The sequence below is a fragment of the Actinomycetospora flava genome (assembly GCF_037400335.1).
Taxonomy (GTDB): domain Bacteria; phylum Actinomycetota; class Actinomycetes; order Mycobacteriales; family Pseudonocardiaceae; genus Actinomycetospora; species Actinomycetospora flava.
The window spans coordinates 949,182-974,055 of record NZ_JBBEGM010000001.1 but is presented as its reverse complement, the minus strand read 5'-3'; the positions used below and the strand labels follow the sequence as shown (position 1 = coordinate 974,055).

The 24,874-nt window shown below is 73.9% G+C and carries 26 protein-coding genes; 18 read left to right on the top strand and 8 right to left on the bottom strand.

Going from position 1 to position 24,874, the window contains the following annotated elements:
• Window positions 1–50: 50 nt before the first annotated feature.
• The 6 genes from WCD58_RS04775 to dapB all read left to right on the top strand — a co-directional run bounded on the left by WCD58_RS04775 (window position 51) and on the right by dapB (window position 6,774).
• Entirely contained in the window at window positions 51–1,016 is a 966-nt protein-coding gene (locus WCD58_RS04775; protein ID WP_337700012.1) for a bifunctional riboflavin kinase/FAD synthetase, read from the top strand.
• A gap of 86 nt (window positions 1,017–1,102) precedes the next feature.
• Window positions 1,103–1,615, top strand: a complete 513-nt coding sequence (locus WCD58_RS04770; RefSeq protein ID WP_337700010.1) for a helix-turn-helix domain-containing protein — start codon at window positions 1,103–1,105, stop codon at window positions 1,613–1,615.
• Between the two features lie 205 nt (window positions 1,616–1,820).
• A complete protein-coding gene (gene rpsO, locus WCD58_RS04765; RefSeq protein ID WP_274198811.1) occupies window positions 1,821–2,090 on the top strand; it encodes a 30S ribosomal protein S15 in 270 nt (89 codons plus the stop codon).
• A gap of 258 nt (window positions 2,091–2,348) precedes the next feature.
• The gene (locus WCD58_RS04760) at window positions 2,349–4,670 is read left to right on the top strand and encodes a polyribonucleotide nucleotidyltransferase (protein ID WP_337700006.1); all 2,322 of its coding nucleotides are present in this window, start codon (window positions 2,349–2,351) and stop codon (window positions 4,668–4,670) included.
• Between the two features lie 77 nt (window positions 4,671–4,747).
• Window positions 4,748–6,043 (top strand): M16 family metallopeptidase, encoded by a 1,296-nt coding sequence (locus WCD58_RS04755; protein WP_337700004.1) that lies wholly within the window; start codon window positions 4,748–4,750, stop codon window positions 6,041–6,043.
• On the top strand, window positions 6,037–6,774 hold the full coding sequence (gene dapB / locus WCD58_RS04750; RefSeq protein ID WP_337700806.1) for a 4-hydroxy-tetrahydrodipicolinate reductase: 738 nt from the start codon (window positions 6,037–6,039) through the stop codon (window positions 6,772–6,774). Before WCD58_RS04755 ends, dapB begins: the two co-directional genes overlap by 7 nt.
• A gap of 275 nt (window positions 6,775–7,049) precedes the next feature.
• On the opposite strand, the gene WCD58_RS04745 is transcribed toward dapB, so the two are convergent.
• The gene (locus tag WCD58_RS04745) at window positions 7,050–7,643 is read right to left on the bottom strand and encodes a GNAT family N-acetyltransferase (RefSeq protein ID WP_337700002.1); all 594 of its coding nucleotides are present in this window, start codon (window positions 7,641–7,643) and stop codon (window positions 7,050–7,052) included.
• Window positions 7,644–7,736: 93 nt separating this feature from the next.
• On the opposite strand from WCD58_RS04745, the gene WCD58_RS04740 reads away from it, so the two are divergent.
• Both WCD58_RS04740 and WCD58_RS04735 read left to right on the top strand, forming a co-directional pair.
• Window positions 7,737–8,228, top strand: a complete 492-nt coding sequence (locus WCD58_RS04740) for a beta-class carbonic anhydrase (protein WP_337700001.1) — start codon at window positions 7,737–7,739, stop codon at window positions 8,226–8,228.
• Window positions 8,225–8,983 (top strand): hypothetical protein, encoded by a 759-nt coding sequence (locus WCD58_RS04735; protein WP_337699999.1) that lies wholly within the window; start codon window positions 8,225–8,227, stop codon window positions 8,981–8,983. Before WCD58_RS04740 ends, WCD58_RS04735 begins: the two co-directional genes overlap by 4 nt.
• Here WCD58_RS04735 and WCD58_RS04730 read toward each other — a convergent pair.
• The 3 genes from WCD58_RS04730 to WCD58_RS04720 all read right to left on the bottom strand — a co-directional run bounded on the left by WCD58_RS04730 (window position 8,944) and on the right by WCD58_RS04720 (window position 11,854).
• Window positions 8,944–10,200 (bottom strand): wax ester/triacylglycerol synthase domain-containing protein, encoded by a 1,257-nt coding sequence (locus WCD58_RS04730; RefSeq protein ID WP_337699997.1) that lies wholly within the window; start codon window positions 10,198–10,200, stop codon window positions 8,944–8,946. The two genes, WCD58_RS04735 and WCD58_RS04730, sit on opposite strands and share 40 nt — an antisense overlap.
• 11 nt (window positions 10,201–10,211) lie before the next feature.
• Window positions 10,212–11,501 (bottom strand): acetyl-CoA hydrolase/transferase family protein, encoded by a 1,290-nt coding sequence (locus WCD58_RS04725; protein WP_337699995.1) that lies wholly within the window; start codon window positions 11,499–11,501, stop codon window positions 10,212–10,214.
• 86 nt (window positions 11,502–11,587) lie between these two features.
• Window positions 11,588–11,854 (bottom strand): DUF8836 family protein, encoded by a 267-nt coding sequence (locus WCD58_RS04720; protein WP_337699993.1) that lies wholly within the window; start codon window positions 11,852–11,854, stop codon window positions 11,588–11,590.
• A gap of 98 nt (window positions 11,855–11,952) precedes the next feature.
• On the opposite strand from WCD58_RS04720, the gene WCD58_RS04715 reads away from it, so the two are divergent.
• Complete coding sequence (locus tag WCD58_RS04715; RefSeq protein WP_373696189.1) at window positions 11,953–13,191, top strand: winged helix-turn-helix domain-containing protein; 1,239 nt, start codon at window positions 11,953–11,955, stop codon at window positions 13,189–13,191.
• Here the strand turns inward: WCD58_RS04715 and WCD58_RS04710 are convergent.
• On the bottom strand, window positions 13,161–14,105 hold the full coding sequence (locus WCD58_RS04710; protein WP_337699988.1) for a LysR family transcriptional regulator: 945 nt from the start codon (window positions 14,103–14,105) through the stop codon (window positions 13,161–13,163). The genes WCD58_RS04715 and WCD58_RS04710 overlap by 31 nt on opposite strands.
• 76 nt (window positions 14,106–14,181) lie before the next feature.
• Between WCD58_RS04710 and WCD58_RS04705 the strand changes: the two genes are divergently transcribed.
• The 3 genes from WCD58_RS04705 to WCD58_RS04695 are packed head-to-tail and all read left to right on the top strand — an operon-like array spanning window position 14,182 to window position 17,609.
• The gene (locus tag WCD58_RS04705; RefSeq protein ID WP_337699986.1) at window positions 14,182–14,877 is read left to right on the top strand and encodes a succinate dehydrogenase cytochrome b subunit; all 696 of its coding nucleotides are present in this window, start codon (window positions 14,182–14,184) and stop codon (window positions 14,875–14,877) included.
• A 3-nt stretch (window positions 14,878–14,880) separates the two neighbouring features.
• The gene (locus tag WCD58_RS04700) at window positions 14,881–16,857 is read left to right on the top strand and encodes a fumarate reductase/succinate dehydrogenase flavoprotein subunit (RefSeq protein ID WP_337699984.1); all 1,977 of its coding nucleotides are present in this window, start codon (window positions 14,881–14,883) and stop codon (window positions 16,855–16,857) included.
• Complete coding sequence (locus WCD58_RS04695; protein WP_337699982.1) at window positions 16,854–17,609, top strand: succinate dehydrogenase/fumarate reductase iron-sulfur subunit; 756 nt, start codon at window positions 16,854–16,856, stop codon at window positions 17,607–17,609. Before WCD58_RS04700 ends, WCD58_RS04695 begins: the two co-directional genes overlap by 4 nt.
• 84 nt (window positions 17,610–17,693) lie before the next feature.
• Here WCD58_RS04695 and WCD58_RS04690 read toward each other — a convergent pair whose 3' ends face one another.
• The gene (locus tag WCD58_RS04690; RefSeq protein ID WP_337699980.1) at window positions 17,694–18,632 is read right to left on the bottom strand and encodes a DUF4097 family beta strand repeat-containing protein; all 939 of its coding nucleotides are present in this window, start codon (window positions 18,630–18,632) and stop codon (window positions 17,694–17,696) included.
• Entirely contained in the window at window positions 18,629–19,402 is a 774-nt protein-coding gene (locus WCD58_RS04685; protein ID WP_373696180.1) for a toxin-antitoxin system HicB family antitoxin, read from the bottom strand. Before WCD58_RS04685 ends, WCD58_RS04690 begins: the two co-directional genes overlap by 4 nt.
• Window positions 19,403–19,498: 96 nt before the next feature.
• Here WCD58_RS04685 and thyX point away from each other — a divergent pair, with 96 nt between their 5' ends.
• From thyX to WCD58_RS04665, 4 genes are all read left to right on the top strand, one after another.
• Window positions 19,499–20,254, top strand: coding sequence for an FAD-dependent thymidylate synthase (gene thyX / locus WCD58_RS04680; protein ID WP_337699979.1), 756 nt, complete (start codon window positions 19,499–19,501; stop codon window positions 20,252–20,254).
• A 31-nt stretch (window positions 20,255–20,285) separates the two neighbouring features.
• A complete protein-coding gene (locus WCD58_RS04675; protein WP_337699977.1) occupies window positions 20,286–20,918 on the top strand; it encodes a TIGR03085 family metal-binding protein in 633 nt (210 codons plus the stop codon).
• Complete coding sequence (locus tag WCD58_RS04670) at window positions 20,919–21,335, top strand: SMI1/KNR4 family protein (protein ID WP_337699975.1); 417 nt, start codon at window positions 20,919–20,921, stop codon at window positions 21,333–21,335.
• Between the two features lie 166 nt (window positions 21,336–21,501).
• The gene (locus tag WCD58_RS04665; protein WP_337699974.1) at window positions 21,502–23,283 is read left to right on the top strand and encodes a ribonuclease J; all 1,782 of its coding nucleotides are present in this window, start codon (window positions 21,502–21,504) and stop codon (window positions 23,281–23,283) included.
• Window position 23,284: 1 nt separating this feature from the next.
• On the opposite strand, the gene WCD58_RS04660 is transcribed toward WCD58_RS04665, so the two are convergent.
• Window positions 23,285–23,671 (bottom strand): NUDIX hydrolase, encoded by a 387-nt coding sequence (locus WCD58_RS04660; protein WP_337699972.1) that lies wholly within the window; start codon window positions 23,669–23,671, stop codon window positions 23,285–23,287.
• A gap of 38 nt (window positions 23,672–23,709) precedes the next feature.
• Here WCD58_RS04660 and WCD58_RS04655 point away from each other — a divergent pair, with 38 nt between their 5' ends.
• Together WCD58_RS04655 and WCD58_RS04650 are read left to right on the top strand one after the other, a co-directional pair.
• Window positions 23,710–24,312, top strand: coding sequence for a phosphatase PAP2 family protein (locus tag WCD58_RS04655; RefSeq protein ID WP_337699969.1), 603 nt, complete (start codon window positions 23,710–23,712; stop codon window positions 24,310–24,312).
• 5 nt (window positions 24,313–24,317) lie between these two features.
• On the top strand, window positions 24,318–24,812 hold the full coding sequence (locus WCD58_RS04650) for a hypothetical protein (protein ID WP_337699967.1): 495 nt from the start codon (window positions 24,318–24,320) through the stop codon (window positions 24,810–24,812).
• The last annotated feature ends 62 nt before the right edge of the window (window positions 24,813–24,874 follow it).

Sequence of the window (24,874 nt, the reverse complement as noted above, 5' to 3'; positions counted from 1 at the left end):
ACCCCCACCGACACGGCGTGACCCGCGGCACCGGCCGTACGCTCCCGGCCGTGCAAACCTGGCGGGGACTCGACGGCGTGCCGTCGGGCTGGGGTCGGTGCGTCGTCACGATCGGCGTGTTCGACGGCGTGCACCGCGGCCACCAGCAGCTCATCGCCCGGGCCGTCGCCCACGGGCGCGAGCTCGGCCTGCCCACCGTGCTCATCACCTTCGACCCGCACCCGGCGTCCGTGCTGCGCCCCGGCACGCACCCCGCGCGGCTGACGTCGCTGACCCGCCGCGCGGAGCTGGTCGCCGAGCTGGGCGTCGACGCGTTCTGGGTGCTGCCGTTCACGACCGACCTCGCGCGGGTCGCGCCCGACGAGTTCGTGCACGAGCTGCTCGTGGACCGGCTGCACGCGGCGATGGTCGTCGTCGGGCGGAACTTCACGTTCGGCTACAAGGCGGCCGGCGACGTCGCCGAGCTCGAGCGCCTCGGCCAGCGCTTCGGCTTCGCCGCCGAGGGCGTGGACCTCGTCACCGAGCCCCTCGGTGCCGCGCCCGTCGGATCCAGCACCGTGGGGTCGACGGTGACGTTCTCGTCGACCTACATCCGCGCGAGCATCGCCGCCGGCGACGTCCGGGCGGCCGCGGAGGCCCTGGGTCGGCCGCACCGCCTCGAGGGCGTCGTCGTCCGCGGCGACCAGCGCGGCCGCGAGCTGGGCTACCCGACGGCCAACGTCGACTGCGGCGAGCACGCGGCGATCCCGGCCGACGGGGTGTACGCGTGCTGGTTCCACCACCGGGGCGAGGTCCTCCCGGCGGCGACGTCGGTGGGCACCAACCCGACGTTCGAGGGGCGCCGGCGCACCGTCGAGGCGTTCGTCCTCGACCACTCCGAGGACCTCTACGGCGCCCGCGTCGGCGTCGACTTCGTCGAGCGCCTGCGCGGCATGGACCGCTTCGACTCCCTCGAGGACCTCATCGCCGCGATGGACGCCGACGTGGCGCGCACCCGAGACGTCCTCGGCATCTGAGTCCCGGGCATCTGACCGAAACGGCCACCAGCGGCGCGCGCCGGCTGTCACGCTCGGCCCGGCGGCGGTGGAGCGAGGTGGTGCGGGTGGGCCGGTCGGACGCGGCGGGGTCGGATCCCCGAGGGGATCTCGGGTCGGATCCCCGGGCGGCGGTGCGGCGCAACCGCGAGCTGCAGCGCCGCTTCTACGGCGAGCCGCTGGGCGACCGGCTGCGCCGCCTGCTGCGCGCCCTCGACGTCTCGCAGGCCGCGCTGGCCACCGCGCTCGGCACCAGCTCGCCGATGCTCTCGCAGCTCATGAGCGGGCGGCGGGTCAAGATCGGGACGCCGGCGGTGCTGGGCCGGCTGGTCCTGCTCGAGCAGGCGGTGGCCCGGGACGCCTCCACCGACCCGGTCCGGGTGGAGCGCCTGCTCGCCGACGTCCGCGCCGCCGAGCCCCGCGCGCCGACGAGCGCGCCCGGCTCGTACGACCTGCTCCGGACGGTCGCCGGGCCCGACGAGCTGGCCCGCGCCGCCGACACCCTCGACCGCGGCTTCCCCTCGCTGGCGGGCCTGCTCCGGCGTGCTGCGGGCGGCGAGGTGCCCGACACGGGCCGCTGACCGGGCGGGCGGGCCCGTCGGTACACTGGGAGTTGTTTCGCCTGGCTGCGGTCCGTGGTGGCCGGGCGGCGGGTGGTCCGGGCCACGTGGCCCGATCCCCGCGAGTGCGACGTCCGCGATCAGCGACTCCTCGTCACGGCGGGAGCCCGCGGCGGACGCCGTCCATGCTCACGGCACCGACGACAGCAGAAGGAGCACCACCCCCGTGGCACTGACCACCGAGCAGAAGAAGGCGACCCTCTCCGAGTACGGGGTCCACGAGACGGACACCGGGTCGCCCGAGGCGCAGGTCGCGCTGCTCACGCAGCGCATCGTGCGGCTCACCGAGCACCTCAAGATGCACAAGCACGACCACCACTCCCGCCGCGGACTGCTGCTGCTGGTGGGGCGTCGTCGTCGCCTGCTGAAGTACGTCGCCTCCGTGGACGTGGCCCGCTACCGCTCGCTGATCGAGCGGCTGGGGCTGCGTCGCTGAGCAGGCACACCTGAACACCGCGCACGCCCCGCGCCGGCCGGCCACGACGCCGGCCGGCGCGTCGGCGTGCGCATCACCAAGAACCGGCTCCGCCGCCACCGTCCACCAACCCGTGACACCGGTGCGTCGGCCGGTCCTCGGTAGTGGCCCCCGGACAGACCGTCCGTGGGCTTCGATCGAAGACCGCTCGTCGCCGGCCGCGTCGCGGGGGGAGCCCTGGACGGCTCGCGGCAGGGGCCCTGCAGAGGAGAACCCCACATGACCGAGACCGACTCGGGCGTCCACGAGACCACCGCGGTCCTGGACAACGGTGCCTACGGCACCCGCACCGTCCGCTTCGAGACGGGCCGGCTGGCCCGCCAGGCGGCCGGCGCCGTCGTCGCCTACCTGGACGACGACACGATGCTGCTCTCCGCGACGACCGCGTCGAAGCGGCCGAAGGACAACTTCGACTTCTTCCCGCTGACGGTCGACGTCGAGGAGCGCATGTACGCCGCGGGCCGGATCCCCGGCTCGTTCTTCCGGCGCGAGGGCCGCCCGTCGACGGACGCGATCCTCACCTGCCGGCTCATCGACCGGCCCCTGCGCCCGACCTTCGCCGGCGGGCTGCGCAACGAGGTCCAGGTCGTCATCACGGTCCAGAGCCTGGACCCGAAGGACCCCTACGACGTCCTCGCGATCAACGCGGCCTCGGCGTCCACGCAGATCTCCGGGCTGCCCTTCGACGGCCCGATCGGCGCGACCCGCGTCGCCCTGATCAACGGTCAGTGGGTCGCGTTCCCGACCTGGGAGCAGCTCGAGGGCGCCGTGTTCGACATGGTCATCGCCGGTTCGGTGACCTCCGACGGCTCCGACGTCGCGATCGCCATGGTCGAGGCCGAGGCCACCGACCACGCCTGGAAGCTCATCGGCGACGGCGCGCAGGCGCCGACCGAGGAGATCGTCGCCGCGGGCATGGAGGCGGCCAAGCCGTTCATCCGCACCCTCTGCGAGGCGCAGAAGGAGCTCTACACGGCGACCGGGGTGTCGACGAAGGACTACCCGACCTTCCCGGCCTACCAGGACGACGTCTACGCCGCGGTCGAGTCGGCGGTCGGCACCGACCTCGACGACACCTTCACGATCACCGGCAAGCAGGACCGCGACAACGCCCAGGACGCGATCAAGGACCGCCTGGTCTCCGAGCTCGCGGACAAGTTCGAGGGCCGCGAGAAGGAGATCGGCGAGGCGTTCCGCTCGCTGACCAAGAAGACCGTCCGCCGGCGCATCCTGCGCGACGGCTTCCGCATCGACGGCCGTGGCACCACGGACATCCGTCCGCTGGCCGCCGAGGTCGAGGTGATCCCGCGGGCCCACGGCTCGGCGCTGTTCGAGCGCGGCGAGACCCAGATCCTGGGCGTCACCACGCTGAACATGCTCCGGCTCGAGCAGACGATCGACTCGCTCGGCCCGGAGACGACCAAGCGGTACATGCACCACTACAACTTCCCGCCGTTCTCCACCGGCGAGACCGGCCGTGTGGGCTCGCCCAAGCGCCGCGAGATCGGCCACGGCGCGCTCGCCGAGCGGGCGCTCGTGCCGGTGCTGCCGTCGCGCGAGGAGTTCCCCTACGCGATCCGCCAGGTCTCCGAGGCGCTGGGCTCCAACGGCTCGACGTCGATGGGCTCGGTCTGCGCGTCGACGATGTCGCTGCTCAACGCCGGTGTGCCGCTGAAGGCGCCGGTCGCCGGCATCGCCATGGGACTCGTGTCCGGCGAGGTCGACGGCAAGGAGACCTTCGTCGCGCTCACCGACATCCTCGGCGCCGAGGACGCGTTCGGTGACATGGACTTCAAGGTCGCCGGCACCAAGGACTTCGTGACGGCCCTGCAGCTCGACACCAAGCTCGAGGGCATCCCGTCCGAGGTGCTCGGCCGGGCGCTGACCCAGGCCCGCGGGGCCCGCCTCGCGATCCTCGACGTCATGGCCGAGGCCATCGACGCCCCCGACGAGATGAGCGAGTTCGCGCCGCGCATCACCACGGTGAAGGTGCCGGTCGACAAGATCGGCGAGGTCATCGGCCCGAAGGGCAAGATGATCAACTCGATCACCGAGGAGACCGGCGCCGACATCTCCATCGAGGACGACGGCACGATCTACGTCGGTGCCGCCGACGGGCCGAGCGCCCAGGCCGCGATCGACAAGATCAACGCCATCGCCAACCCGCAGCTGCCGAAGATCGGCGAGCGCTTCCTCGGCACGGTCGTCAAGACCGCCGCCTTCGGCGCCTTCGTCTCGCTGCTGCCGGGCCGCGACGGCCTCGTCCACATCTCGAAGCTGGGCGGCGGCAAGCGCATCGGCAAGGTCGAGGACGTGGTCAACGTCGGCGACAAGCTGCGCGTCGAGATCACCGACATCGACAACCGCGGCAAGATCAGCCTCATCCCGGTCAAGGAGGAGGACGCCGCCGCCGGCAACGGTGCGGCCGCCGACTCCGACGCGCCGGCCGACGGGGCCGAGTCCACCCCGGCCGCCCCGACCGGTTCCGCTGCCACCACCGGCGCGGTCACCGGGGCCATCGGGGGTTCGTCCGCGGAGTGACAGGAGACGCAGCGCAGCGGAGCTCGACCATCGAGACCGCCGCACCCGCTGTCGACACCCGGCACCCGGCCCCCGGCGTGGCACGCACCGTGCTGCCCGGGGGCCTGCGGGTGGTCACCGAGCACGTGGCCGGCGCGCGGTCGGCGTCGGTGGGCCTGTGGGTCGAGGTCGGCTCGCGCGACGAGCCGGTCCTCGGCGCCGCGACGCACGGCGCCGCGCACTACCTCGAGCACCTGCTGTTCAAGGGCACGCGGCGACGTTCGGCGCGGGCGATCGCGGAGGAGATCGACGCCGTCGGCGGCGACCTCAACGCCTTCACCGGCAAGGAGCACACCTGCTTCTACGCGCACGTGCTCGACCGCGACATGCCGCTCGCGGTCGACGTGCTCGGCGACGTGGTGCTCGACGCCGTCATGGCGGCCGCGGACGTGGAGCTCGAGCGCGACGTCGTGCTCTCGGAGATCGCCGGCCGCGACGAGGCCCCCGAGGACCTGCTGGCTGACGACTTCGACGCGCTCCTGTTCGGCGCGCACCCGCTCGGCCTGCCGGTGATCGGCACCGAGGAGTCGGTGACGGGCATGACCCGCGACCGGCTCGCCGACTTCCACGCCCGCCACTACGTCCCCGCGCGCTCGGTGCTGGCCGTCGCCGGCAACGTGGCGCACGCGGACGTGCTGGCCGCGGTGGCGGAGGCGTACGGGTCGCGGTTGGACGGTGCCGTCGAGCCGTGGCACCGCGGCGAGTCCGCGGAACCGGGGACGCCTGCCGACCGCCTCTCGGTGCGCGACGAGGACACCGAGCAGGCGCACCTCATGCTCGGCGTGCCCTCGCTGCGCCGGGCCGACGAGCGCTGGCCGGCGCTGCAGGTGCTGTCCACCGTGCTCGGCGGCGGCATGAGCTCGCGGCTGTTCCAGCAGGTCCGCGAGCAGCGCGGGCTCGCGTACTCGGTCTACTCGTCGACCACGGGCTACGCCGACGCGGGCGCGCTCGCGGTCTACGTCGGCTGCGCGCCCGAGCGTCTCGGGGCCGCGGCGGCGGTGGTCCGCGACGAGATCGCCGACCTCGCCGCGCACGGCATCACCGACGCCGAGCTCACCCGCGCCCGCGGGCAGCTGCGCGGCGAGCTGGTGCTGGGCCTCGAGGAGACCTCGGCGCGCATGACCCGCCTCGGCCGCCGCGAGCTCGACCACGGCGGGCTCGACCGGGCCACCGACCTGGCGAGCACGCTGGACCGCATCGACGCCGTCGGTGCGGGCGATGTGGCGTCGCTGGCGTCGTCGCTGCTCACCGGGCCCCGCGCGGCCGCCGTCGTCGGTCCCTACGGTGACGTCGACGAGCTGCCGGACGAGGTGCGGGGGATGGTCGAATCGTGATCAAGGTCGGCGTGCTGGGCGCCAACGGTCGCATGGGCTCGGAGGCGTGCGGCGCGGTCGAGGGCGCCGAGGACCTGGAGCTGATCGCGCGCGTGGATGTGGGCGACGACCGCGAGGTGCTGCGCGCCGCCGACGTGGTCGTCGACTTCACCCATCCGTCGGCGGTGGCCGACAACCTGCGCTGGTGCGTCGACGCCGGCCTGCACGTGGTGGTGGGCACGAGCGGCGTCGGCCAGGACCTCCTCGACGAGGTCCGCGGACGCCTGCAGCCCGGGCAGGGCGTGCTCGTCGTGCCGAACTTCGGCATCGGCGCCGTGCTGATGATGCGCTTCGCGGCGCAGGCCGCGCGCTTCTTCGACTCGGTCGAGGTCGTCGAGCTGCACCACCCGCGCAAGGCCGACGCCCCCTCGGGCACGGCGACGCGCACCGCCCAGATGATCGCCGCGGCCCGCGCCGAGGCGGGACTGGGCCCCGGGCCGGACGCGACGACCCACGACCCCGACGGCGCGCGTGGTGCGCGCGTCGACGGGATCCCGGTGCACGCGGTGCGCATGGCGGGCCTCGTCGCGCACCAGGAGGTCCTGCTGGGCACCGAGGGCGAGACGTTCACGATCCGCCACGACTCCCTGCACCGCAGCTCCTTCATGCCGGGCGTGCTGCTGGCCTGCCGCAAGGTGGCCGACCACCCCGGCCTCACCGTCGGCCTCGACGCCCTCCTCGACCTCGACTAGGTCGCCGAATCGGCACGGGCCGTGCCAGCGATGCGGCATCGCTGGCGTCTCACGCCAGGATCGCCACATCCTCGACCGCGCGACATGCCGGCGGGGTGTTCCAGCGTGGCGGCCACGCTGACGTTGAACGTCAGGAAAGCCACCAGCTCGACGGCGCGACCCGGCGGCCAGCACGAGGGGCACGTTCCGCAGCTCCAGCGCCGGTCGATCATGCGCAGCGTGCCTCTCGCCGCACGAACGCCGCCGCCGCCGCCGTCGTCGCCGTCGCCGCCGCGTCACGACAGCAGCGGCAGGTCCAGGTCGTCGAGCGACGGTTCCGGCCGGAACTCCAGGTCCAGGTCCCCGGCGACGCGGATCTCGCGCAGCGGCCGCCCGCCGGCGTCGAGGGTGCGGACGGTGCCGTCGGGGTCCCAGCCCGCGCGCTCGTAGAAGCGGCGCGAGGCGGTGTCGCGTTCGGGCACCCAGGCGATCGCGCGCACGGCACCGGCGGACCGCAGCGAAGCCGCGGCCTCGACCAGCAGCCGTCCCCCGTGCCCGCGCCGGCCCCACCGCGGCTCGACGAGCAGCGCCGCGACGGTCGCCACCGAGGCCGCGTCGTCCGGGACCGCTCCCGCGGCGTCCGCGAGATCGTCACGAGAAGCCGGCCCCGCCGCGCAGAACCCGACCAGCGCGTCGCCCTCGGTGGCCACCCACACCGCGCCCGCCGCGATCGGTGCCGCCCAGCCCGCCGCCACGGCCGCGGCGTCGAACCCCTCGACCGCGCCGGGCGGGAGCAGGTCGGCGTACGCCGAGGTCCACACCGTGCGCTGGACGTGCGCGACGGCGTCGGCGTCGGCGGCGGTGGCGAGGCGGACGGAGGCGAGCGCCATGCTGGAGAGCGTAGAGACCACGATCACCGCAGCCCGCACCCCGCAGCGGGTAGGAGAACACCGGACATCGGCGACACCCCGCAGGGAGGACGCATGACCGCGACCGACGAGATGCTGGCGGCGAACGAGAGCTTCGCGGCCGGGTTCGACAAGTCCGGGCTGCCCGGGCCGCCCTCGCGCGGGGTGGCCGTCGTGGCCTGCATGGACGCCCGCCTGGACGTGTACCGCGTCCTGGGCCTCGGCGACGGCGAGGCGCACGTCATCCGCAACGCCGGCGGGGTCGTCACCGACGACGTCCTGCGCTCGCTCGCGGTGAGCCAGCGCAAGCTGCAGACCCGCGAGGTCGTGCTGCTCCACCACACCAGGTGCGGCATGGCGACGTTCACCGACGACGACTTCGTCGCCGAGCTCGAGGCCGACACCGGCCAGAAGCCCACCTGGACGCCCGGAACGTTCCCCGACACCGAGCAGGACGTCCGCGACTCCGCCGCGGCGGTACGCAACAGCCCGTTCCTCCTGCACACGGACGCCGTCCGCGGCTTCGTCTACGACGTCGACAGCGGGGCGCTGACCGAGGTCTCATGACCCTCGACATCTCCGCCGAGCTTGACGTCCCGCACCGCCCGGACCTCGCGCCGATCGGCCGCCAGCTCGACGCGCTCGCGCCCGTCGCCGCCCGCTTCCTCGTGCCCGACAACGCGACGGGACGCGCCGCGGTCGCCGGGCTCGTCGTCGCCGCCGAGGCCCGGCGCCGTGGCCACGAGACCGTCGCGGTGCTCAACGCGCGCGACCGCAACACCCTCGGGCTGCGCCGCGACCTGCTCGGCCTGCTCGCCCTCGGCGTGCACGAGGTGCTGCTGCTGCGCGGCGACCGCCCGGACGACGACGCCGAGGACGGCCCGCTCACGGTCGGCGCGATGCTGCGCGAGGCCCGGTCGCTGGCCGAGGAGCACGACACCCCTCTGACGCTCGGCGTCGTCGCCGACCCGGACCGCGACCTGCCCCGCTGGAAGCGCGACGCCGACGTCGTGTGGCTCGCGCCGACGTTCTCGGTGCCGGCCGTCACCGACTGGCGCGAGCGCCACGCCGACCTGACCCAGCCGGTGCGCGCCGGCGTCCTCGTCCCGACCGGGCCGCGGATGGCCCGCGGGGTCGCCGAGGGCATGGACCTCGACCTCCCCGACGGGCTCACCGGCGCGCTCGAGCACGACGACACCGCCGGCGTCGACGCGGCCTGCGAGCACGCCCTCGCCCTGCGCGAGGCGGGTGTCGACGGCATCCACCTCGTCGCCGTCAGCCGCTACCGCGAGGCCGCCGACCGGCTCGCCGGTCTCACCTGACAGGCCGCCACGAGCAGGTCGGCCTCGGCGCGCAGGCCGTCGGCCATCACGTCGACGTCGGGGACGAGCCCCGGGTCGACACACACGCCGAACGACAGCACGTCGACCATCGACGCGGCGGTGACCCGCAGCGCGTGGTGGAAGCCGATCTCGGCCAGCGGCCAGGTCGCGCGGACGCGGCGGCCGAGCACCGCGACGGGCGTGCGGGGCCCGGGCACGTTGGACACGCTCACGGTGAACGCGCGGGCGGAGGCGCGCAGCCGGTCGCAGACGCGCCGTAGCGGGGGCGAGACCTCCGCGAGCCGGTGCAGCAGGTCGTCGAGCAGGGCGGCGTCGCGGGCGTCCTTGCGGCACGTCGTCAGCTCGTGGACGGCGCGCAGGCGCTCGACGGGGTCGGTGACGTGCATCGGCAGGGGCAGGTCGAAGGCCGAGTCGCGGTTGCCCGCGGACGGGTCCTCGCGGGGCAGGCTCACCGGGACGCGCACCCGCAGGTCGGTGACGGTGCCCGCGTGGTGGTCGACCCACCGGCGCAGCCCGCCCGCGAGCACCGCGAGGAACGCGTCGTTCACCGTCGCCCCGGCCGACCTCGCGGTGGCGTGCAGGGCCGGGAGGTCGGTGTCGACGAACGCGACGTCGCGGCGCGTCGAGATCGCGCCGTCGAACGGGGAGCGGCCCGGCCCGACCGTGAACTCGCGGGAGATGACGCCCATGAGGTGCGCGCGCCGGCGCTCGTGGTCCTCCCGGAGCACGGTCGGCGCGGCGGCCGGGGGAGCCTCGTCGTAGAGCACCGTGTGCGACAGCCGCGTCATCGTCGCCCCGTCGGCCAGCGCGTGGTGCACCCGCCAGAGCAGCGCCGTGCCGCCGCCGGCCAGCGGGGCCACGTCGATCGCCCACAAGGGCCGGGAGCGGTCGAGGTGCCGGGCGAACCGCGCGGCGATCAGCGCGCGCAGGGCGGCGTCGTCGTAGGGGCCGTCGGGGGCGTCGACGACGTGGCGGGTGAGGTCCAGGTCTGCGTCGGGCACCCAGGCCGGACCCCCGGGGAGCTCGGTGAGGCGGTACCGCAGCTCGGGCGCGCCGGGCAGGCGGGCGGCGATCCGCTCGCGCAGCTCGGCGGCCGTCACCGGCGCGCCGACGAGCATCGCCGCGTGCAGCACGTGGCCGACGACGGTGGGGCACTCGAGGTCGAGGATGGCCCGGTCCTCGTCGCTCAGGGGCACACGCGGCGCCGTCACAGGTACCCCAGCGTCCGGGCCTGCGCGGTGAGCTCGTCGCGGAAGGCCGGGTGCGCGATCGCGATCAGCCGCGTGGTGCGCTCCGCGATCGTCGCGCCGCGCAGCTCGGCGACCCCGTACTCGGTGACCACGTGGTCGACGATGTTCTTGAACGTCGTGACGGCGGCGCCCGGCTGCAGCTGCGGCACGATGCCCGACACGGTGTCGTCGTGGGTCGCCGAGTGCAGGACGATGAACGCGGCGCCGTGCTCGGACATGATCGCGCCGCGCGCGTAGTCGGGCTGGCCGCCCGACGACGAGAAGTACTGGCTGCCCAGCGACTCCGAGGCGCACTGGCCGAGGAAGTCGACCTCCAGGGTCGCGTTGACCGCCCGGAAGTGGGGCTCGCGGGCGATCCGCCACGGGTCGTTGGTGTAGTCGACGGGGTGGTACTCGACGCCCGGGTTGTCGGCGACGAAGTCGTAGAGCCGCTGCGTGCCGAGGCTCGCCGTGGTGAGGATCTTGCCGCGGTGGGTGGCCTTGCGGGTGCCGGTGATGACGCCCGCCTCGACGAGGTCGACGAAGCCGGTGCCGAAGACCTCGGTGTGCACGCCCAGCTCGCGGTGGTCGCCGAGCGCGGCGAGCACCATGTCGGGCACCGCGCCGATGCCGATCTGCAGCGTCGCGCCGTCCGGGATGCGCTCGGCGACGAACCCGGCGATGGCGCGGTCGCGGTCGGTGACCTCGGGGCCCGGCGGCACCACCAGGGGGCGGTCGGCCTCGCACCAGCCGACGACGTCGCTGACGTGCAGCTGGTTGGCGCCGAAGGTCCGCGGCATCCGGTCGTTGACCTCGACGAAGAACGGCACCTCGCCGATGAACGCGGCGGTGTACGTCGCGTCGGTGCCCAGCGAGAAGTAGCCGTGACGGTCGGGCGGCGACACCGACGCGATCACGAGGTCCGGCGCGGCCCGGCGCAGCAGGCGCGGCACGTCGCTGAAGTTGTTCGGCACCAGGTCGCAGTGGCCGGCGCGGAACGCCTCGCGGGTCGCGGGGGAGAGGAACCACGACACGTGCCGCAGCCCCGGGATCTTGCCCTCGATCGACGGCCGCGGGCGCGGCGCCAGCATCTGGTGCACCCGGACGCCGTCCAGCCGGTCGCCGGCGGCCTCGAGGGCGTCGAGCACCGTCGCGGGCTCACCGTTGAACGAGTTGACCACGATCTGGCTGCCCGGCCCGACGTGGTCGAGCACGGCGTCGGCGGGCCGGCGCAGGGAGGCGATCATGTCCGGGATCGAGGGGGCCACGGATCCGATCCTGGGCCAGCGCCGACGCGCTGACCAGCACGATCGCGGTCCGCGGCCGCTCGATCACCCGCCGTTCACGGGCGGTGTCAGGCGGGCCGGGGCAACGGCAGCGCCGGAGGCTCGTCGTCGGCGAGCCGCGCCTGCCCGGCCGGGTGCTCGACGAGCGCGAGCACCCGCGACGACATGAACCGCGCGGTGCGCACCGGCGTCCCGCCGCGCGTCACCTCGCTGACCTCGACCACGCCCCGGCCGTGCGCGATGTCCACGCGCCGCCCGGCCCGGGTGGCCTCCACCTCCCACGTCCGCGTCGCGCCACCGGCGTCGACGACGATCTCCACACGGTCCCCGACCATGGGTCCTCCTCATGCTGTTTACCCAGGTCAACGCCGGTGCGGGGTGGTTTCTTCCGAGGATGTCGGGGGTCTCGTGCACTATCGGCGGCGTGGAGACGATGTCGCGGGCGCAGGCCCGGCGCGCGGCCGTGGCCGCCCAGGGGTTCGGGGGTCCGGCGCGGCGCGGGCCGCCCGCGCGGCGCACGATCGCGGCGGAGGTCGAGCGGCTGGGGCTGCTCCAGCTCGACTCGGTGAACGTCGCGGTCCGGGCGCACTACGCGCCGCTGTTCTCCCGCCTCGGCCCGTACGACCGCGACACCCTCGACGCGCTCGCCTGGCCGCAGACGCCCGCGCAGCGGCGGCGCCGCACGATGGTCGAGTTCTGGGTCCACGAGGCGAGCCTGCTGCCGATCGACGAGTGGCCGCTGTTCCGCTGGCGGATGCGCGACAACGCCGCGCGGCGCAGCCGCTGGCTCGGCGCCGCCCTGGATGACCATCCCGAGATCCTCGACGCGGTCACCACGGCGATCGCCGAGCACGGCCCGCTCGAGGCGGGCGAGGTCGAGGCGGTGCTCGGCGGCGGGGGCGACCGGAAGGCGCGGGCCTACGGCGGCTGGTGGCAGCGCTCGGACGTCAAGGTGGCGTGCGAGCACCTCTTCGCGACCGGCGAGCTCACCACGGGCACGCGGCGCGGCTTCCGGCGCGCCTATGAGCTCACCGAGCGCGTGGTCCCGCCCGACATCCACGCCCGCGACCCCGCGCGCGACGCGTCGATGCGCGAGCTGATCCGCCGCGCTGCGCGGGTGCAGGGCGTCGCCACCGAGCCCGACCTGCGCGACCACTACCGCCTGCCCCCGGCGGAGAGCCAGGCCGCGGTGGCCGAGCTCGTCGACGCGGGCGAGCTGGTGCCGGTGCAGGTCGAGGGCTGGACCGCGCCGGCCTACCGCACGCCCGAGACCCGGCTCCCGCGGCGCGTCACCGGCCGCGCGCTGCTCGCGCCGTTCGACCCGCTCATCTGGTTCCGGGCGCGCACGCTGCGGCTGTTCGACTTCCACTACCGCATCGGCATCTACACGCCGGCCGAGAAGCGCACCCACGGCTACTACGTCTTCCCGTTCCTGCTCGACGGGCGGCTGGTCGCGCGGGTCGACCTCAAGGCCGACCGGGCGCTCGGGGTCCTGCGGGTGCCCGGCGCGTTCCTCGAGGAGGGCGCCGACGAGGGCAAGGTCGCCGCGGAGCTCGCCGCGGAGCTGGCGACGATGGCCGAGTGGCTCGGCCTCGAGGGCGTGCTCGTCGACGGCGGCGGCGACCTCGCCGCGGCCCTCGGTCAGGCCGTCAAGGCCGGGGGGTGGACGTAGCGCACGCCGGGGGGCAGGTGCCCGGTACGTGACGTGCGGGCGAGGACGGCGAGCAGGTCCTCGCGGAAGGCCTGCGCCGCGCGGGTCGGGGCGACGTCGGTGCGGTGCGCCAGCGAGATCGTGCGGTGGCTCCACGCGCCGCCGTCGAGCCGGGTGGCGCGCAGCGTCGGGTGCCCGGCGAGCACGAGGCTCGGCACGATCGCCACGCCCAGCCCGCGTTCCACCATGCGCAGCACGGCGTCCATCTCGCCGCCCTCGACGGCGATCCGCGGCGTGACGCCGGCGGCCGCGCACGCCGCGAGCGTCACCTCGCGCAGCTCGTAGCCGGGGCGGTTGACGACCAGCGGGTGGTTCGCCAGCTCCGCGATGCCGATGTGGTCCCCGAGGTCCGGCCGGCCACGCCCGGTGACGACGACGAGCTCCTCGCGCAGCACCGGCGTGAGCGCCAGGTCGGGCGTCGACCCGGTGCGGTCGATGACGAGGGCGCAGTCGAGCTGGCCGCGCTGGAGATCGGCGACGAGGTCCTGCGAGCCGCCCTCGGAGATCTGGATGGCGATGCCGGGGTAGCGGCCGTGGAAGACCTCGAGCACGTCGGCGACCACGCTGACGCACAGGCTCGGGGTGGCCCCGAGCCGGAGCCGGCCCTTGCGCAGCCCGGCGAGCTCGGCGATCTCCATGCGGGCGGTCTCGGAGTCGGCGACGATCCGCCGGGCGAGGGGCAGGAGCGCTTCGCCCGCCGCCGTGGGTGTGACGTTGTCGTGACCGCGCGTGAGCAACGTCTCGCCCAGGTCCTCCTCGAGGCTGCGGATCTGTTTGCTCAGCGTGGGCTGCGCGACGCGGCACAAGTCCGCTGCCTGCGTGAATCGGCCGGTGTCCACCACAGCGAGGAAGTAGCTGAGCTGTTTGATGGTCATCGCCATAGCTTCACGCTATGGCAAGACGGTGTTGCATGCATTAGCGCTTCGTCACTCGCGGACCTACCGTTTTCACGTGGTCATCACCCCGCAGCGCAACATCGTCTCGAGGACGTGGGGCACCTCGGTCGGGAAGAAGTCGGTCATGGCCGTGACCGGCGGGATCTTCCTGCTCTACGTCATCGCCCACATGATCGGCAACCTGAAGATCTTCTTCGGGATCGAGGCCTTCGACGCCTACTCGCAGCACCTGCGCGAGATCGGCGAGGCGATCTTCGGGTACGAGGGCGTCCTCTGGATCATCCGCCTGGTCCTGACCGTCAGCGTCGTCCTGCACATGTGGGCGGCGTTCTCGCTCTGGTACCGGGCGAAGAAGGCGCGTCCGATCGGGTACCAGCACCGGCAGAGCTGGCAGGGCAGCTACGCGGCCCGCACGATGCGCTGGGGCGGGGTGATCATCGCGCTGTTCGTGATCTGGCACATCCTCGACCTGACCACCGGGACGGTGAATCCCCTCGGCGGGGACGACAGCGCCTACATGAAGCTCGTGGCGAGCTTCGACCGCTGGTACGTGGCGCTGTTCTACGTGCTCGCCGTCGTGGCGCTCGGGTTCCACATTCGGCACGGCCTCTGGTCGGCCATCCAGACGTTCGGCCAGAACAGCGCGCTCAAGCAGAACGCGCTCAAGACCTTCTCCTTCGTCGTGGCCGCGGTGATCACGATCGGCTTCGCGATCGTGCCGCTGTCCGTGATGTTCGGTTTGGTGGGGTGACAGATGTCCGAGTTGCAGCAGGAACCCACGGCGACGCAGGGCGAGGGTCGCTACGTCGTCGGTGACCCGATCGGCGACACCCGCGCGCCGGACAGCCCGATCGGCGACCGCTGGGCCGACCGCAAGTTCTCCGCCCGCCTCGTCAACCCGGCGAACCGCCGCAAGATGAGCGTCATCGTCGTCGGCACCGGCCTCGCCGGCGGTGCCGCCGCCGCGACGCTGGGCGAGGCCGGCTACCACGTGAAGTCGTTCTGCTTCCAGGACAGCCCGCGGCGCGCGCACTCGATCGCCGCCCAGGGCGGGATCAACGCCGCGAAGAACTACCGCTACGACGGCGACTCGGTCCACCGCCTGTTCTACGACACGATCAAGGGCGGCGACTTCCGCTCGCGCGAGTCGAACGTCCACCGCCTGGCCGAGGTCAGCCTCAACATCATCGACCAGTGCGTCGCGCAGGGCGTGCCGTTCGCCCGCGAGTACTCGGGCCTGCTCGACACCCGCTCGTTCGGCGGCACGCAGGTGTCCCGCACCTTCTACGCCCGTGGGCAGACGGGCCAGCAGCTGCTGCTCGGCGCCTACCAGGCCCTCGAGCGCCAGGTCGCGGCCGGCACCGTCGAGATGCACCCGCGCACCGAGATGCTCGACCTCATCGTGGTCGACGGCCGGGCGCGCGGGATCGTCACGCGCAACCTGTTCACCGGGGAGATCGACACGCACCTCGCGGACGTCGTCATCCTCTGCTCGGGCGGCTACGGCAACGTCTTCTACCTGTCGACGAACGCCAAGGGCTCGAACGTCACCGCCGCCTGGCGGGCGCACAAGCGGGGCGCGCTGTTCGCCAACCCCTGCTACACGCAGATCCACCCGACCTGTATCCCGGTCTCCGGCGAGTACCAGTCGAAGCTGACGCTGATGTCGGAGTCGCTGCGCAACGACGGCCGCGTCTGGGTCCCGAAGGAGCGCGGCGACGACCGCCCGCCCAACGAGATCCCCGAGGACGAGCGGGACTACTACCTCGAGCGCCAGTACCCGGCGTTCGGCAACCTGGTGCCCCGCGACATCGCCTCACGCGCCGCGAAGAACATGTGCGACGCCGAGCACGGCGTCGGCCCGGGCGGCCTCGGCGTCTACCTGGACTTCAAGGACGCCATCGAGCGTCTCGGGCGCAACGCGGTCGAGGCCAAGTACGGGAACCTGTTCGAGATGTACCAGCGCATCACCGGGGACGACCCGTACGAGGTCCCGATGCGCATCTACCCGGCGATCCACTACACGATGGGTGGGCTGTGGGTCGACTACGACCTGCGCTCGACCATCCCGGGCCTGTTCGTCGGCGGCGAGGCCAACTTCTCCGACCACGGGGCCAACCGCCTCGGCGCGTCGGCGCTGATGCAGGGCCTGTCCGACGGGTACTTCGTGCTGCCGACGACGGTGGCCGACTACCTCGCCGACGCCCCGTTCGACGCCGTCCCGGAGGACCACCCCGCCGTGGTCGAGGCCGTCGAGTCGACCCGCGAGCGGATCGACAAGCTGCTCTCGGCCAACGGTCACCGCACCGTCGACTCGTTCCACCGCGAGCTCGGCCAGCTCGTGTGGGACCAGTGCGGCATGGCCCGCAGCAAGGAGGGCCTGGAGAAGGCCCTCGACCGGATCCCCTCGCTGCGCGAGGAGTTCTGGCGCGACGTCAAGATCGTCGGCACGGGCGACGGCTTCAACCAGTCCCTGGAGAAGGCCGGCCGCGTCGCCGACTTCATGGAGCTCGCGGAGCTCATGTGCATGGACGCGCTGCACCGCGAGGAGTCCTGCGGCGGGCACTTCCGCGTCGAGCACCAGACCGAGGACGGCGAGGCCGAGCGCGACGACGAGAACTTCTCGTACGTGGCGGCCTGGGAGTACGGCGGCGACCACCAGCGGCCCGTGCTGCACAAGGAGGACCTCGAGTTCTCCTACGTCCACCCGAGCCAGCGGAGTTACAAGTGAAGCTCACCCTGCGCATCTGGCGTCAGGCCTCGCCCGAGGCCAAGGGCAAGATGCAGAAGTACGTGCTCGACGACGTCGAGCCGGACATGTCGTTCCTCGAGATGCTCGACGTGCTCAACGAGAAGCTGACCGTCGACGACAAGGACCCGGTCTCGTTCGACCACGACTGCCGCGAGGGCATCTGCGGCTCGTGCGCGATGGTCATCAACGGCACCGCGCACGGCCCGCAGAAGAACACCACCACGTGCCAGCTGCACATGCGGCACTTCAACGACGGCGACACGATCGACATCGAGCCGTGGCGCGCCAAGGCGTTCCCGGTGATCAAGGACCTGGTCACCGACCGCAGCGCCTTCGACGAGATCATCAAGGCCGGCGGCTACATCTCGGTCAACACCGGCTCGGCGCCCGAGGCGCACGCGATCCCGGTGGACAAGGTCTCGGCCGACGACGCCTTCGACGCCGCCACCTGCATCGGGTGCGGCGCCTGCGTGGCGGCGTGCCCGAACGGCAGCTCGATGCTGTTCACCTCGGCGAAGGTCACCCACCTCGGCCTGCTCCCGCAGGGGCAGCCGGAGCGGGCGACGCGCGCGATGAACATGCTCGCGAAGCAGGACGAGCTGGACTTCGGCGGCTGCACCAACGTCGGCGCCTGCCACGAGGTGTGCCCGAAGGGCATCCCGCTGGCCTCGATCGCGCAGCTGAACCACGACGTCCTCGGCGCCACCCTCACCGGGGCGCGCTCGGACTAGGCACGCCGGCCCGTACTGAGCGAAGGGCCCCTTCGGTCGGCTAGATCGACCGGAGGGGCCCTTCGCTCGATTCCGGGCGGGCGCTCAGGTCGCCGGGGCGAGCGCGGGGCGGGGCTTCGCGGTCGCGACGGTGACGTCGCCGGCGCCGGTGCGGGCACGGATCGCGAGCGGCCCGCCCGCCGACTCCTCGGGACGGTCGGCGTGCACCGGCAGCTCGGTGCGCACGCGCCCGACCGCGGCGTGCAGGGCCACCTGCGCGTCGACGCCGGCGTGCACGCCGACCCAGAGCGAGCCCACCCCGGTGCCGATCTCGAGCTCGCCGGCCACGGCGTCGGCGATCCGGACGTCACCGGCGGCGGCGCGGATCGCCACGTCGGCGTGCACCTCGCCGAGCCGGATGCGCCCGGCGCCGGTGCTGATCTCGGCGGGTGCGAGGACGTGGTCGACCCGCACCCCGCCGGCCCCGCCGGTCATGCGCAGCGGCCCCCCGAGGCGGCCGATGCGGACCTCGCCGGCGCCGCAGCGGAGCTCGGTGCGCCCGGCGACCTCGTCCAGGTGGACCTCCCCGGTGCCGTGCACCGAGACCTCGTCGGCGCGCCCCTCGACCCGGATGCGCGCGGCGCCGGCGCGCAGGCGCAGCGCGGTGCCCTGCGGCGCCCGGACGGTGACGGCGAGCGGGATCCCGCGCAGGGCGAGGTCACCGGGTCCGCGCACGGTGATGCGGCGGGCGTCGGCGTCCCAGTCGAGCGTGGTGGCGTCGACGGCCGCGGCGGCGCGCTCCTCGGGCGTGGTGGGCGTGCGGTCGGCGCCCAGGAACCCGAGCAGCCCCGAGAGCCCGCGCAGCCATCCGGGCGGCGCGTCGGGGTCGGCCTCGACGCGCGCCCGCACCGTGCCGTCCGTGTCCTCGGGACACGGGTCCAGGTGCACCTGCACGGTGCCGGCGTCGATGGCGAGGTCGAGGGTCACCGGCTCGGCGCCGGCACCGGTGATCTCGCGGGCCGTCGTCTCGGGGCCGGCACTCATCCGCGCACCCACCCGGAGACGTCCCCGCCGCCGTCGTCGCCGGAGTCCTTGCCGGAGTCCTTGCCGGAGTCCTTCGGCTTGTCCTCCGGAGTGTCCTTCGGGGCGCTGTCACCCGGGGACGACGGCGCCCCCTGGTCCCAGCCCTTGCGCCAGTTCTCGTCCCAGTTCTTGTCCCAGCCCCGGTCCGAGCCCCGGTCCCAGCCGCCGCGGCCGCCGTGCTGGCGCAGCGCGCCCTGGACGGCCTGGCCGATCCACGAGTTCAGCGACATCCCCTGCGCGGCGGCGGCCTTCTCGGCCTGGCCCTTGATCTGGTCGACGAGGCGCAGGGTCATCCGCGAGATGTCGCCGACGTCCGGGCCGCCGGCGCCCCCGAAGCCCTGCCCCCCGAAGCCCTGCCCGCCGAAGCCGGGGAAGCCGGGCCCGGGCGGGGGCGGCGGGGTGGGGCCGTGCGAGCCGGGGCCACCGCCCGGCGTCCCGGCGAACGGCGAGGAGCCGGGGCCGGCGTAGAAGCCGTTGCCGTCGGCGGAGGCATCGCGGTCGACGACGACGTTCACCTCGCGGCCGGACAGGCGCAGCGAGACGGTGCGGTCGCCGAGCTGCTCGGACACCTCGCCCGCGAGGTCGGACAGGGCGTTCATGAGCGCCAGGCGGACGGCGGGCTCGAGGGCGGCGGCGAGCGAGGAGCCCGCCCGGGTCGTGGCCTCGTCGCCGACCGCGGCGGCCGCGGCGAGGTCGTCGCGGAGGGAGGCGACGTACGGTGTCAGGTCCATGACACCACTGTGACACCACGACGGCGTGATCGCCACCATGGTGGTGTCAGTACGCTGCCGGCGAACGCCGTCGGGGGCGACTTGTACCGTGGGCGTGTGGCCCCGCAGACCGTGACGCCTCAGGTGACCCTGATCGCGAAGACCGAGTTCTTCGCACCGCCCGGGGTCCCGTGGGAGACCGACGCGGACGGGGGCCAGGCGCTCGCCGAGTTCGCCGGCCGGGCCTGCTACCAGTCGTGGAGCAAGCCGAACCCGGCGACGGCCACCAACGCCGGCTACCTGCGGCACATCCTCGAGGTCGGGCACCTCTCGGTGCTCGAGCACGGCACGGTGAGCTTCTACCTCACCGGCATGTCGCGCAGCCTCACCCACGAGCTGATCCGCCACCGCCACTTCTCGTACTCGCAGCTCTCGCAGCGCTACGTGCCCGAGCGCGACGCGGCCATGGTCGAGCCCGACGTCATCGCGGACGACCCCGAGCTGCACCAGCTCTTCGCCGAGGCGAGCGCCGCGGCCCTCGCGTCCTACGAGAAGCTGCTCGCGGGCCTCGAGGAGCGCTTCGCCGACGAGCCCAACCGCACGCTGCGCCGCAAGCAGGCCCGTCAGGCCGCCCGCGCCGTGCTGCCCAACGCCACCGAGACCCGCATCGTCGTCACCGGCAACTACCGGGCCTGGCGCCACTTCATCGCGATGCGCGCGAGCGAGCACGCGGACGTCGAGATCCGCGACCTCGCGATCGCGTGCCTGAAGGTGCTCCAGGCCGAGGTGCCCAACGTGTTCGCCGACTTCGAGATCCGCCGTCTGCCGAGCGGATCCGAGGTCGCGTCGAGCCCGTTCGTCGCGGAGGGCTAGACCCCGGCGACGGAACGGGTAGGGAGTGACCATGAGTGCCGCCCAGATCGCCGACGCCGAGCGCCGCGATCTCGCCGACCTGTTGCTGCGGCTCGGCCCCGACCAGCCCACGCTGTGCGGGGGCTGGACCACGCGCGACCTGCTCGCGCACCTGATCACCCGCGAGCGCCGCCCCGACGCCGCGCCCGGCATCCTGATCCCGCCGCTCGCGGGCTGGACCGGGCACGTGCAGGCCGCGGTCGCGCGGGGCGACTTCGGCGACCTCGTGGGCACGCTGCGCTCGGGCCCGCCGTTCTGGAGCCCGCTGGCGCTGCCGCCGCTGCGCGCCGTGGACGTGCAGGAGTTCTTCATCCACCACGAGGACGTGCGCCGGGCCCAGGCCGGGTGGTCGCCGCGCCCGCCGGACGAGGCGCGCGACCGCACCATCTGGCGGATGGTCGGCCTGCTCGGGCGGCTGACGTACCGCTCGAGCCCGGTCGCCGTGACGCTGCGCCGCCCCGACGGCGCGGAGCACGCCGTGCGCTCCGGTCCGCGCACCGTGATCCTCACCGGGGAGCCCGGCGAGCTGCTGCTGCACGCGGCGGGGCGTGACGAGTGCGTCGTGCACCCCGAGGGCGAGCCCGCCGACGTCGCCACCGTGATGGCGCTCGACAGGGGTCTGTGAGTGGTCGAGTGGGTCCAGGACGTGGTCCTCGCGCCGGCGACCGACGCCGACGTCCGGGAGCACGAGGACGCCCTGCGGGTCGACCTGCCGGGCGACTTCCTCGCCGTGGCCCAGCGTCTCCAGGGAGCCCGGCCGGTGCCCGCGGCCGTGGACCTGGCCGGCGGTGCCGGCACCGCGGTGGCCCGGCTCCTGCACTTCGCCGAGGGCTTCGGCAACATCGTGACCCGCCGGTTCCCCGTCGAGGGGGTGCTGGACAAGGGCGTGATCCCCTTCGCGGAGGACATCGGGGGCGACCTGTTCTGCTTCTCCTACCGGACGGACTTCGACGCTCCGCCCGTCGTGTTCTGGGACGTCGACGGCGGAGCCGCGCCACTGGCGCCGAGCTTCACCGCCTTCGTCGATCTGTTGCACGAGTGACGGGCGAGGCCTGGTCCGGTGCCCGTCCGGTCGCGCGTTGTACCGTCCCATCCGAGGGGCCAGGAGCGGGCTGCCCGCCCACCCGGCGTCGATGCGAGGTCCGCCGGGTGCCCCGTGATCAGGAGGAACCGATTCCCACCCGAGACACGCCCACCGGGGCGACCCGATGAGCCGATCCACCGCCCGCCGTCCCGAGCAGGGCCAGCAGCGAGGCCAGCAGCAGGACCACGCGAGCCACGACTGCGCCCGCGGCTCCGGCGTGCCCACCCAGTCGGTGCCGGGCGCCGAGGGCACCCCGCCGCCCACGCCGGAGGGCGCGCTGCGCGTCGTCGCCCTCGGCGGCATCGGCGAGATCGGGCGCAACATGACCGTGCTCGAGTACGGCGGCCGCCTGCTGATCGTCGACTGCGGTGTGCTGTTCCCGTCCGAGGACTCGCCCGGCGTCGACCTGATCCTGCCCGACTTCCGCGCCGTCGAGGACCGTCTCGACGACGTGGACGCGCTGGTCCTCACCCACGGGCACGAGGACCACATCGGCGCCGTGCCGTTCCTGCTGCGCCAGCGCCCGGACCTGCTCGTCGTGGGGTCGCGGTTCACGCTCGCGCTGGTCGAGGCGAAGTGCCGGGAGCACCGGCTCACCCCGCACCTGCTCGAGGTCCGCGAGGGCGAGCGCAACCACCACGGCTCGTTCGACTGCGAGTTCTTCGCCGTCAACCACTCGATCCCCGACGCGCTGGCGGTCGCCGTCCGTACGCCGGGCGGCACCGTCCTGCACACCGGCGACATCAAGCTCGACCAGCTGCCCCTCGACGGGCGCCTCACCGACCTCGCCGGCTTCTCCCGGCTCGGCGACGAGGGCGTCGACCTGCTGCTCGTCGACTCGACCAACGCCGAGGTCCCGGGCTTCGTCACCCCGGAGCGCGACATCGCCCCGGTGATCGACGACGTGTTCCGCAAGGCCCCGAGCCGCCTGATCGTCGCGTGCTTCGCGAGCCACGTGCACCGCGTCCAGCAGATCCTGGACGCCGCCGCCAACCACGGGCGCAAGGTCTGCTTCACCGGCCGCTCGATGGTGCGCAACATGGGCATCGCGACCGACCTCGGCCTGCTCCACGTGCCCGAGGGACTGCTCGTCGACCTCGACGACGCGCTGGCGATGCCCGAGAAGGACGTCGTGCTGGTGTCGACGGGGTCGCAGGGCGAGCCGCTGTCGGCGCTCGGGCGCATGGCCCGCGGCGACCACCGCCAGATCACGATCACGCCGGGCGACACCGTCGTGCTGCTCTCCAGCCTCATCCCGGGCAACGAGACCGCGGTCTTCGCCGTGATCAACGGCCTCACGCGCCTCGGCGCCGAGGTCGTGCACTCCGGGGTGGCCAAGGTCCACGTCTCCGGTCATGCGAGCGCGGGCGAGCTGATGTTCCTCTACAACGCGCTGCGGCCGCGCAACGTCATGCCGGTGCACGGCGAGTGGCGCCACCTGCGCGCCAACGCCGAGATCGCCCGGCGCACCGGCGTCGAGAACGTCGTCATCGCCGAGGACGGGGTCGTCGTCGACCTCGTCGACCGGCGCGCGGCGATCAGCGGGCGGGTCGAGGTCGGCCACGTCTACGTCGACGGCAACCAGGTCGGCGACGTCGGCGAGTCGACGCTCTCGGACCGCATGGTGCTCGGCGAGGGCGGGTTCATCGCGATCACCGTCGCCGTCGAGGCGAGCACCGGACGCGCGGTCTCGGCCCCGAAGATCTCCGGGCGCGGGTTCTCCGACGACCCCAAGGCGCTGGAGAACGTGGTCTCGCTGGTGGAGATGGAGCTCTCGCGCACCGAGGCCGAGGGCATCACCGACACCCACCGGATCGCGCAGGCGGTGCGGCGCGTCGTCGGCAAGTGGGTGGGGGAGACCTACCGTCGCCGGCCGATGATCGTGCCGACGGTCCTCCCCGTGTGACTCAGCGCCTCCGGATCGTCTTCTCCAGGTGGTGACGCACCGGGGCCCAGAGGTTCGGGAGCACGAGGTCGACCTGGTCGTGGAGATACCACCCGGCGCGCACGCTGTCGGGGATCTCCTCGGGGTCGACCTCGTGCACCGGGCTCGCGGCGACGTAGATCGTCGCGATGCCGTCGTGGTTGAAGCGCCCGAGCTGGCGCCCGGCGCGGATCGCGACCCCGGTCTCCTCGAGGCACCCGCGCTCGGCGGTCGCCCCCGGGGACTCCTTGGCCTGCGGGCGCCCGCCGGGCAGCACCGCGGGCGGCATCTCCCCGGGCCGGTGCACGAGCAGCAGGCGACCCGGCGGCGCCGTGACGACGGCGAGGACGAGCTGCGCGTCGCGACTCACGGATACCTCCTCGGGGGCAGGCGCCTAGGCTACGGCGCGTGACCGCCGCCGAGGTGACCACTCCCGCGCAGCGCGCCGCCGCGCGCGTCACCACGGCGACCTCGCCGACCCTGCTGCTCGCCGTGCTCTACCCGGTCGTCGGCGCGCTCGCAGCGGGCCCCGCGGGCGTGGCGTGGTCGCTGGTCGGGATGCTGTTCACCGTGGCGATCCCGGCCTTCATCGTCGACCGCGGGGTGCGGTCCGGCCGCTACACCGACCACCACCTGCGCGAGCGCGAGCAGCGCGCCGTGCCCCTGGGGCTGGCGGCGGCGTCCGTCGCGACCGGCGTGGTGGTCCTGCTCGTGGCCGGCGCGCCCCGGCCGATCACCGCCCTGCAGATCGCGGTGCTCGTGACCGTCGCCGTCGCCACCGCGATCACCCTGGTCTGGAAGGTCAGCTTCCACGTCGCCGTCGTGGCCGCGGCGGCGGCCGTGCTCACCCTGCTCGGCGGCGGGTGGTGGGCGCTGTCGTGGCTCGCGGTCCCGGTGGTGGGCTGGGCGCGCCTCGTGCTCCGCGCGCACACGGTGACGCAGGTCGTGGCCGGGCTCGTCGTGGGGGCGGGGGTGACGACGGCGGTGCTGGTGCTCGCCGGGGTGCCGTGAACGCCATGAACCCCGCCGCGTGGGTCGGCGTCGGCCTCGTCGTCGTGGGGGTCGTCCTCGCCGTGGCCACCCTGGCCAGGACGCGGGAGGGGCGCGGGCTGCGCCTGGTCCACCGCCCCGACGGCCCCGCGCAGGTGGCGCGCTCCCGGCGCCTGGGCGAGATCGCGCTGACCGGGCACGCGGTGGAAATCGGGGACGGGCGCCTCGTGGTCCCGTGGGAGCACGTGACGTCCGTCCGCTCGCACGGGTCCGAGCGCCCCGACGGCCGCCCGCGCCGGATCGCGCTGGACGTCGAGGGCCTCCCGGACGCCGGCCCCCTGCTCGAGCGGCTGAGCACCCCGGGTCACCGCCCGGGCGGGCGGCGCACGCTCGTCCTGCCCCTCGCCGGGCTCGACGCCGACCCGGCCCAGCTCCTCGCGGCGCTCGACCACTACCTCGAGCTACCCGCCGAACGAACGCATCTCGCGGAACACGACTGGGCCTCCGGCACCCAGCACTGACGCACCCCCGTTCGGCCCCGGATCTCCTCCTGCCACGGCGCGAGTGATCTGGATCACCAGGC